Here is a 13,182-nt window from a genome sequence, read left to right as displayed (position 1 = left end):
GATGGCGGGTGGAGTGCGGGGGAGTGGGCGAGACCTGTGGAGAAATTGATGGCCCAGAGGGCTGTGGAGAAGAAGGCGTCGTAGGGTGGATGACATGACCGACATGCTCTACCGTCCCCTCGGCCGCTCCGGATTGATGGTCTCGGCCGTCGGCGTCGGCTGCAACAACTTCGGGCGAGCGGACACCCTCACCGAAACGCAGGAGGGAACGACATCCGTCGTCGCTGCGGCCCTCGAGAGCGGCGTGAACTTCTTCGACACGGCCGACGTGTACGGCAAGCATCCCGGGCTCAGCGAAGAGCTGCTCGGGCGCGCGCTGGTGGGGCGCCGTGACGACGTGGTGGTGGCCACGAAGTTCGGCCACGCGACACTCGACGGCGGGATCAACCAGCCCTGGGCCCGAGGCTCGAGGCGTTATGTGCGACGCGCGGTCGAGGCATCCCTCAGGCGCCTCGGCACCGAGTGGATCGACCTCTACCAGCTGCACACGCCCGACCCGACGACACCCATCGACGAGACCCTGAGCGTGCTCGACGACCTCATCACCGAGGGCAAGGTGCGGTACATCGGGCACTCCAACCTGAGCGGGTGGCAGATCGCCGAGGCCGACTACGAGGCCGTGTTGGGCTCGCATCCCCGTTTCATCTCGGCGCAGAACGAGTTCAGCCTCATCGTGCGGGATGCCGAACGCGAAGTCCTTCCGGCGGTGCAACGATTCGGGCTCGGCTTCCTGCCCTTCTTCCCGCTCTACAACGGCCTCTTCACGGGCAAGTTCACGCGCGACGGCGGCCCCGCCGATTCCCGCATCATGCGCATTCGCAAACACCTTCTCGACGACGCTCCGTGGGATGCCATCGAGGCGCTCCAGTCCTTCGCCGAGGCGCGCGGGCGCACCCTGCTCGAGGTCACGTTCGGGTGGTTGCTGGCGCAGCCGAACCTCTCGAGCGTCATCGCGGGTGCGACGACGGCCGCCCAGATTCGCGAGAACGCCGCGGCGGGTGTGGCGTGGACGCCGGCCCCCGCGGAGGTGGCAGAGATCGACAGGCTGTTTCCGGGCCCGGCGAACTCCTGATCGGAGCGACCCAGACTTCAGAGTCACCCAGAGTTTTCGAGTAACCCCGAGTTTCGAGCCATCCAGAGTTTCGAGCCAGAGCCGGCACAGCTCGAGTCAGAGCCGAGGCCGGCAGAGCCAGAGTCGCCTTCAGCTGTTGAGCACGGCCAGGGCCGCGTTCAACGTCGTCGCGAAGAGCACCCACGCCCAATAGGGGATGAGCATCACGGCCGACGCCTTCCGGATCGGCCAGAACCGCAGCATGGTGATCAACACGGCGACGTCGAGCAGCACGATGATCGCGAGCGCGAGCCACAGCGCGGCGGGGCCCATGACCGGGTACAGGCCGAAGAAGACCGGGGTCCAGATGCTGTTGAGCACGAGTTGCACCACATACGCCATCAAAGCGGGCCGCGTATCGACACTGTAGCGCCGCCGCCACACGAGCCAGGCGGCCATCGACATGAGCAGATAGAGAACGGTCCACACGGGGCCGAACAAGAAGTTGGGCGGGTTCCACGGCGCCTTCTCGGCCGTGGCGTACCATCCGTCGACGTTCCCGGCCGTGCCGATCGAACCGATCGCCGCCACCGCGAACGAGATGGCGATGAAGACGATCAGCATCAGGATGTCGCGACCCAGGCTCGTGGGCCGCGGTCGATTCGCGCCCGACGTCATCGCGCCACCGCGCGGGCCGTGGCTTTCGCTGCTATCGCGGTTGTTGCGGCGGTTGTGGTCGACGCGGTCGTCGTGTGTCATGATGCTGCCTCCTCGATATCGTTCCCCCAACTTAGTAAGCTAGCTGACTAATGTGAAGGGCTTGAAGTGACGCGCGCCGTATGCCACTGAGATCGGCTCAGAGACACTAGACTTTTGCACACTGCCTTGTTCCCCTGCCGAAAGGACCCCGGGTGACCGACATCGACGTGCGAACCGGTTCGGGCGCTGTCGACCTCTCCGACGGGCGCACCCTGTCCCTCAATTGGGCCGCGGTCACCGACACCGGTCGCAAACGCCAGGTCAACCAAGACGCGCTCATCGTCGAGTTGCCCGTCTTCGCCGTTGCCGACGGCATGGGCGGTCACGACGCCGGCGAGGTCGCGAGCGCGGCTGTCGTCGAGCGGTTCCGCGGGCTGGTGGCAGAAGGCAAGCACGTCGATCGAGAGACCATCGAAGAGGCCCTGCGCGACGCCGTCGAGGACATGTTCAACCAGGTCGGTCAGAGCGACCTCGGCACGGGCACGACCGTGACCGGGCTCATGCTCGCCAGCACGCCGACCCCCGGCTGGACCGTGTTCAACATCGGCGACTCCCGGGTCTACCGGCTGCTGGGGGATGAACTCATCCAGGTCACGCTCGACCACTCGGTCGTGCAAGAGCTCATCGCGATCGGTGCCATCACGCCCGACGAGGCCGAGACGCACCCGCACGGCAACGTCATCACGCGCGCGGTCGGTTTCACCGAAGATCCCGTGCCCGACTACACGGATGTCCCCGCCACCTCGGGTGCCCGCTGGCTCGTCTGCTCCGACGGGCTCACGAAAGAGCTCACCGACTACGGTCTGCAGCACTTCCTCATGCGCGCCGAATCGCCGAAAGAGGCGGTCGAGCTCATGGTCACGGCAGCGCTCGACAACGGCGGCCGCGACAACGTGTCGGCGATCGTGCTCGACGAGCTCATCACGCCGTAGCGAGCCGGGTGCCGAGCGCGGCGCGCTGACTGCACGGCGCCGGGACGCGCTGACTGCACGGCGCCGCGACGCGCAGACTGCACAGCGCTGCGTGCCGACCGGGCAACCGCTCGCCCGTTAGAGGCCGGGCGACACCTGGATCATGCCGACAGGCTGGCCGCCGCCCAGAACCTCGAGGTGCAGCTGAGGCAGCAGGTCGTCGACATCGTTGCGGCTGAGCGCACCCGCGTCGGTGAGCAGTCGCAGGGCCACGACCGTCGCCGCGCGCAGGCTGCCGTCGAGAATCTTGGCCGCGACCGTGGTGCCGTCGGGGGCCGCCATGACCATGACGCCCTCGGCGCCGAGCTTCGCCAAGACTCCTAGGCGGTCGATGACGAGCGTGTTGTCACGGCCGACGCCGTCGAGCGCCCAGCCATCCGCCAGCACGGCCTGCGTCAGGATGCCCGCGTTGCGGTAGAGCGCGAAGGGCGAGGTGGGCGACGACGTGCGCACCCGACCGATGCCGCGGGCGAGACCGGCGAGGCTGATGGCGTGCACGGGCGCCCCGCATCCGTCGACCGCGGTGGCCTGGGGCTTCTCACCCGTGAAGCGCTCGATCACGTCGAGGATGGCGCGCTGCAGCGGGTGGTCGACGTCGAGGTACGTGTCGATGGGCCAGCCATTGGTGGCGCAGGCGAGCAGCATGGCGGCGTGTTTGCCCGAGCAGTTCATGTAGACGGGGGAGGGGCCGCTGCCGTCGCGCACCAGCTCGTCGCGCGCGGCACTGTCGGCCGGCCAATCGGCGGGGCACTGCAGCGCATCTTCGGTGAGACCGGCCTGGGCCAGGATGCTGCGCACCACCGACACGTGGCGCTGCGTGCCCGCGTGGCTCGCCGTCGCCAGCACGGCGGCGGCACCGCGCAGGCCCACCCCCGCGTTCATGACGGCGATGGCCTGGAACGGCTTGAGGGTGGAGCGCGGGATCACGGGCGCCTGCGGGTCGCCGATCTCGCGGATGACGTCGGCGTGTTGGTCGATGACGATCGCCGAACCCAGGTGCCGCGACTCGACGAAGCCGTTGCGCACGACCACCGCGAGCTCTCGGGCTGAGGATGCGGGGAAGGTTTCTGCGGTGATGTCTGACACGTGTTGGTTCTCCGTTTTTCTGCGGCGCCCGACGCTCCGCCGCAACAAGCGTAGCGGCCCGAGCGCACCTGTGCCGAGCGTGGCAGACTGGGGGGATGACCGGTCCCGAGCATGTGTACACGATCAACGCCGAGTGGACGGGTAACACCGGAACGGGCACGTCGAGCTATCGCGAGTACAGCCGCGATCTCACGGTGCGCGCGTCGGGCAAACCCGACATCCTGGGGTCGGCCGACGTCCCTTTCCGCGGTGATCCGGCGCGATGGAACCCCGAAGAGCTCCTGCTCGCGGCCCTCGCCCAGTGCCACATGCTGTCCTACCTCTACGTCGTCACGACGGTCGGCGTCGTCGTCACCGACTACCGCGACGAGGCCCTCGGAACGATGGTCGAAGACGGCAAGGCCGGGGGCGAGTTCACGCAGGTGCTGCTGCGGCCCGTGGTGACGGTGGCCGACGCATCCATGGTGGATGCCGCGCGCACGGCGCACAAGCGCGCCTCAGAACTCTGCTTCATCGCGCGTTCGATGAACTTCCCGGTGCTGCACGAACCAGAGATCCGCGTCGCGTCCTGATCAGATCAGCCGCATGGGCGCGAGACGGCGTCGAGGCCCGCTGTCGACCCGCTAGAACCGTTCGCGCCGCAGGATGTTGCGCTTGAACTTCTCCATGGCGTCCGCGGGCGGGGACTCGTTGTAGGCGTGCGCCAACTCCTGACCCGTCAGGGCGTGGATGGCGGCCATGATCTCGTCGGTCGCGGCTCGTCTGGCGCGTCCGCTCGTCGCGGGTCCGTGGTGCGACACGTCGATGGGCTCGCCGAAGATGACGCTGACCTTCTTGAGTTTCGGCATCTTGGTGCCGACGGGCATGAGCTCGTCGGTGCCGATGAGCCCGACGGGCACGACGGGGGCGCCGGTCGAGAGCGCGAGCCAGGCGACACCCGTGCGACCGCGATAGAGGCGGCCGTCGAGCGAGCGGGTCCCCTCGGGGTAGATGGCGAAGGCACTCTCGGATTCGAGGATTTTCTTGCCCTCGTCGAGCGCTTCCTGCGCGGCCGCTCCCGCACCGCGGCGCACGGCGACGGCGCCGATGGACTCGAAGAAGACTCGAGACATCCAGCCCTTGGCGCCGGTGCCCTCGAAGTAGGTCGACTTGGCCAGGAACTGCACGCGCCGCGGCGTGACGACGGGGATGGCGATGCTGTCGATGAACGACTGGTGGTTGCTGGCCAGGATCACCCGGCCGTGGCGGGGCACGTTCTTGCGCCCCACGACTTTCGGGCGGTAGATGAGGCGTGCGATGGGCATGAGCACGAGGCGCCCGAGCGCATAGACGGGGCCCGACGACGACGCGACGTCGGCAGTTTCTCGTGTTTCTTCCTCGGCTGGCACGCAGATGAGGCTACAGGGCAAGACATTCCACGGCCGGAATGGTCTGGTCGTCCGCGTGTTGCGAACCGAGCGGCACGGATGATCTGAGCCTGATCGCGTGCGGCAATACACAGTTTCGTCGGGCAGACTAGTCGCATTCCCCTTCAACGAAAGTGATCGTCGTGCAGAAACGTGTTCCCGCGCTGTTGGCCGCTGCCGCAGCATCCGCCCTTCTGTTGAGCGCGTGTTCGGGCGGCGCCAGCCCCACCAGCACGCCGTCGGCCTCGTCGAGCGCCGCGGCAACCGCGTCGCCCTGCAAGGACACGCCGTCGGGCAGCGAAGTCGAATCGGTCAAGGTTTCGGGCAACCTGGGCGAGGCGCCCACGGTCGAGATCCCGGCCCCGCTCGCCATCGACGCCACGCAGCGCACCCTGGCGATCACGGGAACGGGCGACGAGACGAAGACGGGCGACACCGTCGAGGTCTCGATCACCATGTACAACGCCCAGACGGGTGCCGAGGTCGCGCCCATGCAGAAGGCCGCCGCCACGGTCGACGACACGCAGTTCCTGCCCGGCTTCGTGCGGGCCATCGAATGTGTTCCGGTCGGCTCGCGCGTGGTCGCCCTGGTCGACTCGGCCGACGCCTTCGGCACGACCGGCTCGAGCGACAGCGCCGTCAAGGCCGACGAAGACGTCGTCATCGTGGCCGACATCCTGAGCATCACCCCTGACCGCGCCACGGGAGAACCGCAGCCCGAGGTCGAGGGCATGCCCAAGGTCACGCTCGACGACGACGGTCGCCCCACGGTCACCATTCCCGACACCGAGGCGCCGAAAGACCTGAAGCTCGCGGTGCTGAAGCAGGGCGACGGCGAAGAGGTGCAAGAGGGCGACACGGTTTCGGTGCAGTACCAGGGCACCAACTGGACCACCGGCAAGGTGTTCGATGAGAGCTGGGGCAAGCAGATCGCGTCCTTCCAGACCACCGGCGTCGTCAAGGGCTTCTCGCAGGCCCTCGTCGGCCAGAAGGTCGGCTCGCAGGTGCTCGTGGTCATTCCGCCTGCCCTCGGCTACGGCGATGCCGGCCAGCCCAGCGCGGGCATCGGCGGCACCGACGACCTCGTCTTCGTGATCGATATCCTGCAGACCTCGCGCTAAGCGGTTCTGCTGCCAGTTCTTGGCCGCTCGCGACGCCCCGGATGCCGACAGGCCCGGGGCGTCGCTTCGTTCATGTCCGCGTCCGAGCGCAGGTCGTGCTTCCGGCCCACCGGGCTAGGGTGGACAACATGCGACGCGTCATCATCCTCGGCAGCAGCGGTTCGATCGGCACCCAGGCGCTCGACGTCATCCGGGCCAACCCAGAGAAGTTCGAGATCGTCGGCCTCGGCACGGGCTCCAATGCCGCCGTGCTGGCCGAGCAGGCCGAGGATTTCGGGGTCGAGCACACGGCGCTCGGTGCCGACGAGGCCGAGCAGCTGGTGACGGATGTCGAAGCCGACGTCGTCATCAACGGCATCACGGGTTCGATCGGCCTCGGCCCGACCCTCGCGACGCTGCGCGCGGGAAAGCAGCTCGCGCTTGCCAACAAGGAATCCCTCATCGTCGGCGGCGACCTCGTAAAGCAGCTCGCCGCGCCCGGCCAGATCGTGCCCGTCGATTCGGAGCACTCGGCCATCGCTCAGGCCCTGCGCTCGGGCTCGGCGGCCGAGGTGCAGCGACTCGTGCTGACGGCATCCGGCGGCCCCTTCCGCGGGCGCACGCGCGCCTCACTCGCGGACGTCACACCCCGGGAGGCTCTCGCTCACCCCACCTGGGACATGGGGCTCATGGTCACCACGAACTCGTCGACCCTCGTCAACAAGGGCCTCGAAGTGATCGAGGCCCACCTCTTGTTCGACGTGGCCTATGAAGACATCGCCGTGACCGTGCATCCGCAATCGATCGTGCACTCGATGGTCGAATTCGTGGATGGCTCGACCATCGCCCAGGCGTCGCCGCCCGACATGCGTCTGCCCATCTCGCTCGGTCTCGATTGGCCGAACCGGGTCTCGGGCGTTGGAAAGCCGCTCGACTGGACGACGGCGCAGAGCTGGACGTTCGAGCCGCTCGACGACGAGGCATTCCCCGCCGTCTCGCTGGCCAAGAAGGTCGGGCGCGCCGGGGGCACGTACCCGGCCGTCTTCAACGCGGCCAACGAGCAGGCCGTGCTGGCCTTCCATGATGGACGCATCGGCTATCTCGACATCCTCGACACCGTCGACCAGGTCGTCGACGAGCACGACGAGGTCGACACGCTCACGCTCGAGTCGCTGGCGGCCGTCGAGAGCGATGCCCGCCGGGCAGCGGACGCCGTCATCGCCCGCCGCAGCGCCCGCGCCTAGCGGCAGAGCCTAGGACGCGTCCCAGCCGGCCTCGTGCAGCGCCTTGCGGGCTTCCTCGCGCGCCGAGTAGGGCGTGCGCACGCCACGGATATCGCGATAGTCCTGGTGTCCCGGGCCCGCCCACAAGATCGCGTCGCCCTCGCGCGCCAGCGAGACGGCCTCGCGGATGGCGGCTTCGGGCGGAGACACTTCGTGGATGTCGCCGTCGGGCCGAGCCGCACGAGCGCCTTCGACGAGCGTCGCGCGAATCGAGTCGGGGTCTTCGAAGCGCGGGTGGTGGTCGGTGATCACGAGGATGTCGCTGCCGAGCACGGCTTCCTTCGCCATATCGTGACGTTTGGTCGCATCGCGGTCGCCGTCTGCACCGAAGACCATGATCACGCGGCCCGGGGTGACGCGGCGCACGGCCGCGAGCGTCTTCTCGAACGCGTCGGGGCTGTGGCCGAAGTCGACATAGACGGTGGGGCCCGTGTCGCCCGACACGCGTTCGGTGCGGCCCGGCAGGTAGGCCTTCACGCCGCCATCCCGCGTGAGCGCGGCGTCGATATCGGTGAACGGGATGCCGCCCTCGACCATCATGGCGATCGCGAGTCCGGCGTTCGCAGCCATGTGCGCCCCGATCAGCGGGATGCGCGAGTGCAGCGTGCCGTGGGCCGCGTGTGTGAGCGAGAACTCGGTGTATTCGGGCTTCTCGTCGCCGATCGTGACGATCCAGTTCGCTTCGGTGTCGGGCAGCGACGTGATGGTCACGACCGGGATGCCGGCGCGTTTCACGAGGCCTTCGCCCCATGCGGTGTCGAGCGACACGACGCCGCGGCGAGCGCGGTCGGGCTGGAACAGGGCGACCTTCGCATCCATGTAGTCGTCGAAGTCACGGTAGTCGTCGAAGTGATCGTGGCTCAGGTTGGTGAATGCGGCGACGTCGAACATGATGCCGTCGACCCGGTGGCGGCTGAGGGCCTGCGCGCTGACCTCGACGGCGACGGCCTGGACACCCGACTCGCGCATGCGGGCGAGCAGAGCGTGCATCTCGCTCGACTCGGGTGTGGTGAGCCGCGACACGATGGTCAGATCGCCGATGTGACGTTCGGCCGTCGAGCTCAGGCCCGTCACGAGGCCGACCTGCTGCAGGATGCCCTCGAGCAAGTGCGCGGTCGACGTCTTGCCGTTGGTGCCCGTGATGGCGTAGAGCGTGGGCATATCGGTGCCGGTGTCATAGACCCAGGCCGAGATCATGCCGAGCACGACGCGGGGCGACTCGGTGATGAGAACGGGCAGGCCCGCGTCTCGGGCCAACTCGGCGCCCGCGGCATCCGTCAAAATCGCGACGGCACCTTTGTCACGCGCGTCGGCGGCGAAGGATGCTCCGTGCCTGTTCGCACCTTGGATCGCGACGTAGACTTCGCCCCGCTGCAGATCGTTTGTGGAGAGGGTGATGCCGTTCAGGCTGACCCCGTCGATGTCGCCCTCGACCCCGAGTCCGAAATGCGTCGCCAGATCGGCGAGGGATTTCACGGGCGGGGTGTCGGGCCGGAGTACCGGCGGCATACGCGATTCCACGGAGATTCGTCCTTCTTTCTCGCTTGCCTGGTGGGAAGCCATCCCATCGTCTCATAGCCCGCACAGCAACTTTCGAGCGCCGGGCGGTATCTTCTCAAGGTGGAATCGGCGCTTCTCTATGTTCTCGGTGTGCTCATCGTTCTGGTGGGCCTCATCGTGTCTATCGGCCTGCACGAAGTGGGCCACCTCGTGCCGGCCAAACTCTTCGGGGTCAAGGTCACGCAATACATGATCGGCTTCGGGCGCACGCTGTTCTCGCGGCGCCGAGGTGAGACCGAATATGGCCTCAAGCTCATTCCCCTGGGCGGCTACATCTCGATGATCGGCATGTATCCGCCGTCGAAGACGGGTGGAGCCGCGCGCAATGCCACGACGAGCGTTTTCGAGGCCATGGTGCAAGAGGGCAGCGCGGTGAAAACGCGGCGCGACGCCCGGCAGGCCGAGGGTCAGGCAGCGGATGGCTCGGCCGACACGCTCGAGGGCGGCCCCGGGGCATCCGTGCCGATCGACCAGTCCCCGGATGCTCGCGTCGAGGTCGTCTCGGCGGGTGCGACCGACTTCCCACCGCTCGACGAGGGCGAGCGGCGCCGCTTCTTCGGATCGATGGCCGAGGATGCCCGCGAGGGCAGCGCCGAGACCATCGGGGAAGGTGAGGACCACCGGGCCTTCTACCGTCTGCCGGTCTACAAGCGCATCATCATCATGTTGGGCGGGCCCTTCATGAACCTGGTGCTCGCCTTCGTCTTCTTCGGCATCTCACTCGTCGCTTTCGGTGCGCCCGTGCAGACCACGACCCTGTCGATGGTGAGCGAATGCGTGCTTCCCGCAGGCAGCACCCAGACGGCGTGCGACGCCTCCGACCCGCTCGCCCCGGGCGCCGCCGCGGGCCTCAAGCCGGGCGACACGATCGTGTCGATCAATGGCACGCAGGTCTCCACCTGGGCCGAGTCGACCGCGATCATCCGTCAGTCCTCCGGTGACGCGCTCGACGTCGTCATCGAGCGCGACGGGGCCGAGCAGAGCGTCACGCTCACGCCGCTGCTGACGAAGCGATACGTCTACGACACCGCCAACCGTGTGGTCGAGAACGCCGATGGCTCGCCGAAGACCGAAGAGGTCGGTTTCGTCGGCATTTCGTCGACACAAGAGGTGCAGCAGCAGCCCGTCACAGCCACGGGCCCCATGGTGTGGCAGAGCGTCTCGGGCGTCGCCGACATCATCATCCACCTGCCTCAGCGCATGGGCGACGTGCTGAACGCGGCATTCGGGCCGGGCGAGCGCGACCCGAACGGCCCCATCAGCGTGGTCGGCGTCGGGCGCATCGCGGGCGAAGTGGCGGCGTCAGATCAGATCCCGTTCGTGTCGAAGGGGGCCTCGCTCTTCGCCGTGCTGGGGTCGCTCAACATCGCGCTCTTCGTCATCAACCTGGTGCCGCTCATGCCGCTCGACGGCGGACACGTCGTCACGGCGCTGTGGGAGGGCATTCGCCGGTTCTTCGCCAAACTGTTCGGGCGACCCGATCCGGGGCCGGTCGACGCGGCTAAGCTCATGCCGCTGACGTTCGTCGTGGTGATCTTCTTCATGGCGATGAGTGCCATCCTGATCTACGCCGACATCGTGAAGCCCGCGAACCTTTTCGGCTAGCTGCGTCCTCTGCGACGGCCGTACTCCCGGGGGAGTAGTGCCGCTTTTCCGCTCGTTCGACGGGCCGATTCGCGCGCGATGCCTGGCGGGTACGCTTCAGGAATGACGCCGCCCCCTCCGCCCGCCCCGCTGTTCGACGGGCGTCGTTCCGGCCCTCCGCGTGCCGTGCGCGTGTGGATGCCTGTCGTGGTGTCGCTCGTCGTGCAAGTTCCCGCAGCGCTCCTGCTCCTCGCCCATCAGATCTCCGGTTGGCTGGGCGCGGGGGGCCCCGCACGTGGCCCGGGCCCCGGCCCCGATCTCGGCGGCGGCATCGGGCCGGGCTCCGACGCGTTCGAGGTCGCGTTCGGTGCGATCGGCTCGATCTGGATCTCCGTTCTGGCCCTCGTGCTCGCTGTGCTCACCTCGTTCGCGCTCGCCGTCATCCGGCGTTACCCGCGCACGGTCGTGGTCGCCATCATCGCGGCGACCTCGGGCGAGGCGCTCCTGTCGCCCGTCGGCCCGCCCTTCGTATCGGTGGCCTTCGCGGTGATCCTCGCCGTGCGTCACGGCGCCCGGGCCTGGGCCTACATCTCGCTCGCGGCAGCCTGGATGCTCGTGGTGTTCCTGGGGCCGCTCTCGGGCGCCCCGTGGGCCCCGCGCCTCGTCGCGCCCACCACTCTCGGCCTACTCGTCGTCGTGGGCGCGGCCGAGTTCTCGAAGCGCCGCAGCGATGTGCGCCAGAAGTTCTATGAAGATGCCGTGGCGCGACGCCGCGCCGACGAGGCCCGACAGGAGGCGGCGGGTCAGCAGGAGCGCGTTCGTATCGCCCGAGAGTTGCACGATGTGCTCGGGCACTCGCTCTCGCAGATCACCGTGCAGGCCAACGCGGGCCTGCACCTCATGGATCGAGACCCGGCCGAGGCGCGGCGCGCGCTCGTCAATGTGAAGGAGACCTCTGCGGCGGCGCTCGCCGAGGTGCGTAGCGTGCTCGGCATCCTGCGCGACCCGGGGCCCGGCGGCGACGTGTTCGGGCACCGCGACGACGGGTGGCGGTCGAATACCGGCGTGCTCGACGGGTCATCCGCGCCCGCCGGCTCGCGGTCGGGCTCCGGCGACGATCCCGGCCACATGACGAGCGCGCCGGGGCCGCGCGCCCCCGGGCCGGGCCTCGACCGGCTCGACGACCTCTTCGAGACCGTACGGGCCGGCGGTGTGAACGTCGACGGCTCGGTGTCGCTCGCCGATACGGCCGGTGTGCCGCTGAGTGTCGGCCAATCGGTCTATCGCATCGTTCAAGAGTCGTTGACGAACGTCGTGCGCCACAGCTCATCCGTCTCGGCCCGCGTTCGAGTGGAGCGCGGCGTCGACACGGTGGTCGTCACCGTCGAAGACGATGGCGGCAACGGAAACGGAAACGGAAACGGAAACGGCAACGGCAACGGCAACGGCAACGGCAACGGCAGTGGCAGCGGCAACGCCGGCGACGCCGCGTCGCCTGATCCCGTGCCGCCCGTTTCGCCCGGCAACGGTCTGCTCGGCATGCGCGAGCGTGCCGAGTTGCTGGGCGGCACGTTCTCTGCGGGGCCCACATCCACCGGCGGTTGGCGTGTCGTCGCCGTCTTCCCTCTGGAGGTTCGCGCATGATCCGTGTGCTCCTGGCCGACGATCAGGCCCTCATCCGCGCGGGTTTCCGCGCGATCCTGCACGCCGAAGAGGGCATCGAGGTGGTGGCCGAAGCGTCGACGGGAGAGGAGGTGGTGGCGCTCGCGACGGTGCATCACCCGGACGTGGTCCTGATGGACATCCGGATGCCTCGGGGCGACGGCATCTGGGCCACCGGGCAGATCGTCGCCGATCCCGCCCTCGCATCGACCCGGGTCGTCGTCGTCACGACGTTCGAACTCGACGACTACGTCATCGACGCCATAGCCGCCGGTGCGAGTGGTTTCCTCGTGAAAGACACCGAACCGGTCGAACTCATCCGCGCCGTGCGGGTCGTCGCGTCCGGTGACGCACTGCTCTCGCCCGGGGTCACTCGCACACTCCTGCAGCGCGTGTCGCCCGCGCTCAGGCAGACGGTGGACACCGAGGCGCTCGCCCCGCTCACCGAGCGTGAGCGGGAAGTGCTCGCCCTCGTCGGGCGCGGCCTCAGCAATGACGAGATCGGCGCGACCCTGTTTCTCAGCCCGCTCACCGCCAAGACCCACGTGTCGCGCATCATGCAGAAACTCGATGCCCGGGACCGCGTGCGACTCGTGGTCGTGGCCTATGAGTCGGGGCTCGTAGCGCCCGGCTGGGGGTAACGCGCCCGCCGTGCGCCCCGGGGAGTAGCGGCGAAGCATCCCGAGGGCAGATGTGGCGCGAGCCGGGCGGGAGGAGGCT

General features: G+C 68.3%; 12 protein-coding genes. 8 read left to right on the top strand and 4 right to left on the bottom strand.

The features are described from left to right. Positions 1-94 precede the first annotated feature (94 nt). Entirely contained in the window at positions 95-1,072 is a 978-nt protein-coding gene (locus ACZ6IE_RS09535) for an aldo/keto reductase (protein WP_464607744.1), read from the top strand. 129 nt (positions 1,073-1,201) lie between these two features. Here the strand turns inward: ACZ6IE_RS09535 and ACZ6IE_RS09530 are convergent, their stop codons facing one another. Beyond that, positions 1,202-1,810, bottom strand: coding sequence for a TspO/MBR family protein (locus ACZ6IE_RS09530; protein ID WP_464607743.1), 609 nt, complete (start codon positions 1,808-1,810; stop codon positions 1,202-1,204). Between the two features lie 152 nt (positions 1,811-1,962). On the opposite strand from ACZ6IE_RS09530, the gene ACZ6IE_RS09525 reads away from it, so the two are divergent. Continuing rightward, positions 1,963-2,742 carry a PP2C family protein-serine/threonine phosphatase gene (locus ACZ6IE_RS09525; RefSeq protein ID WP_238592227.1) on the top strand — a complete coding sequence of 260 codons (780 nt, stop codon included), beginning with the start codon at positions 1,963-1,965 and terminating at the stop codon, positions 2,740-2,742. 117 nt (positions 2,743-2,859) lie between these two features. On the opposite strand, the gene ACZ6IE_RS09520 is transcribed toward ACZ6IE_RS09525, so the two are convergent. Beyond that, positions 2,860-3,867, bottom strand: a complete 1,008-nt coding sequence (locus tag ACZ6IE_RS09520) for an asparaginase (RefSeq protein WP_464607742.1) — start codon at positions 3,865-3,867, stop codon at positions 2,860-2,862. Positions 3,868-3,962: 95 nt separating this feature from the next. On the opposite strand from ACZ6IE_RS09520, the gene ACZ6IE_RS09515 reads away from it, so the two are divergent. After that, the gene (locus ACZ6IE_RS09515; RefSeq protein ID WP_464607741.1) at positions 3,963-4,439 is read left to right on the top strand and encodes an OsmC family protein; all 477 of its coding nucleotides are present in this window, start codon (positions 3,963-3,965) and stop codon (positions 4,437-4,439) included. Positions 4,440-4,490: 51 nt separating this feature from the next. On the opposite strand, the gene ACZ6IE_RS09510 is transcribed toward ACZ6IE_RS09515, so the two are convergent. Next, entirely contained in the window at positions 4,491-5,171 is a 681-nt protein-coding gene (locus ACZ6IE_RS09510; RefSeq protein ID WP_464608622.1) for a lysophospholipid acyltransferase family protein, read from the bottom strand. A 245-nt stretch (positions 5,172-5,416) separates the two neighbouring features. On the opposite strand from ACZ6IE_RS09510, the gene ACZ6IE_RS09505 reads away from it, so the two are divergent. Both ACZ6IE_RS09505 and dxr read left to right on the top strand, forming a co-directional pair. Continuing rightward, positions 5,417-6,394 (top strand): FKBP-type peptidyl-prolyl cis-trans isomerase, encoded by a 978-nt coding sequence (locus tag ACZ6IE_RS09505; RefSeq protein ID WP_464607740.1) that lies wholly within the window; start codon positions 5,417-5,419, stop codon positions 6,392-6,394. A gap of 128 nt (positions 6,395-6,522) precedes the next feature. Continuing rightward, a complete protein-coding gene (gene dxr / locus ACZ6IE_RS09500) occupies positions 6,523-7,617 on the top strand; it encodes a 1-deoxy-D-xylulose-5-phosphate reductoisomerase (protein ID WP_464607739.1) in 1,095 nt (364 codons plus the stop codon). 9 nt (positions 7,618-7,626) lie between these two features. Here dxr and ACZ6IE_RS09495 read toward each other — a convergent pair whose 3' ends face one another. Beyond that, the gene (locus tag ACZ6IE_RS09495; protein ID WP_464607738.1) at positions 7,627-9,165 is read right to left on the bottom strand and encodes a Mur ligase family protein; all 1,539 of its coding nucleotides are present in this window, start codon (positions 9,163-9,165) and stop codon (positions 7,627-7,629) included. A 111-nt stretch (positions 9,166-9,276) separates the two neighbouring features. Between ACZ6IE_RS09495 and ACZ6IE_RS09490 the strand changes: the two genes are divergently transcribed. From ACZ6IE_RS09490 to ACZ6IE_RS09480, 3 genes are all read left to right on the top strand, one after another. Next, positions 9,277-10,821: a M50 family metallopeptidase gene (locus ACZ6IE_RS09490; RefSeq protein ID WP_464607737.1), complete on the top strand. Its 1,545-nt coding sequence runs from the start codon at positions 9,277-9,279 to the stop codon at positions 10,819-10,821. A gap of 102 nt (positions 10,822-10,923) precedes the next feature. Beyond that, a complete protein-coding gene (locus ACZ6IE_RS09485; RefSeq protein WP_464607736.1) occupies positions 10,924-12,444 on the top strand; it encodes a sensor histidine kinase in 1,521 nt (506 codons plus the stop codon). Continuing rightward, positions 12,441-13,103: a response regulator gene (locus ACZ6IE_RS09480; protein ID WP_464607735.1), complete on the top strand. Its 663-nt coding sequence runs from the start codon at positions 12,441-12,443 to the stop codon at positions 13,101-13,103. Before ACZ6IE_RS09485 ends, ACZ6IE_RS09480 begins: the two co-directional genes overlap by 4 nt. Positions 13,104-13,182: the final 79 nt, after the last annotated feature.

Source organism: Okibacterium sp. AC114, from assembly GCF_979253355.1.
The sequence above is the reverse complement of the archived record's forward strand: the minus strand, read 5'-3'. Positions and strand labels throughout refer to the sequence as shown.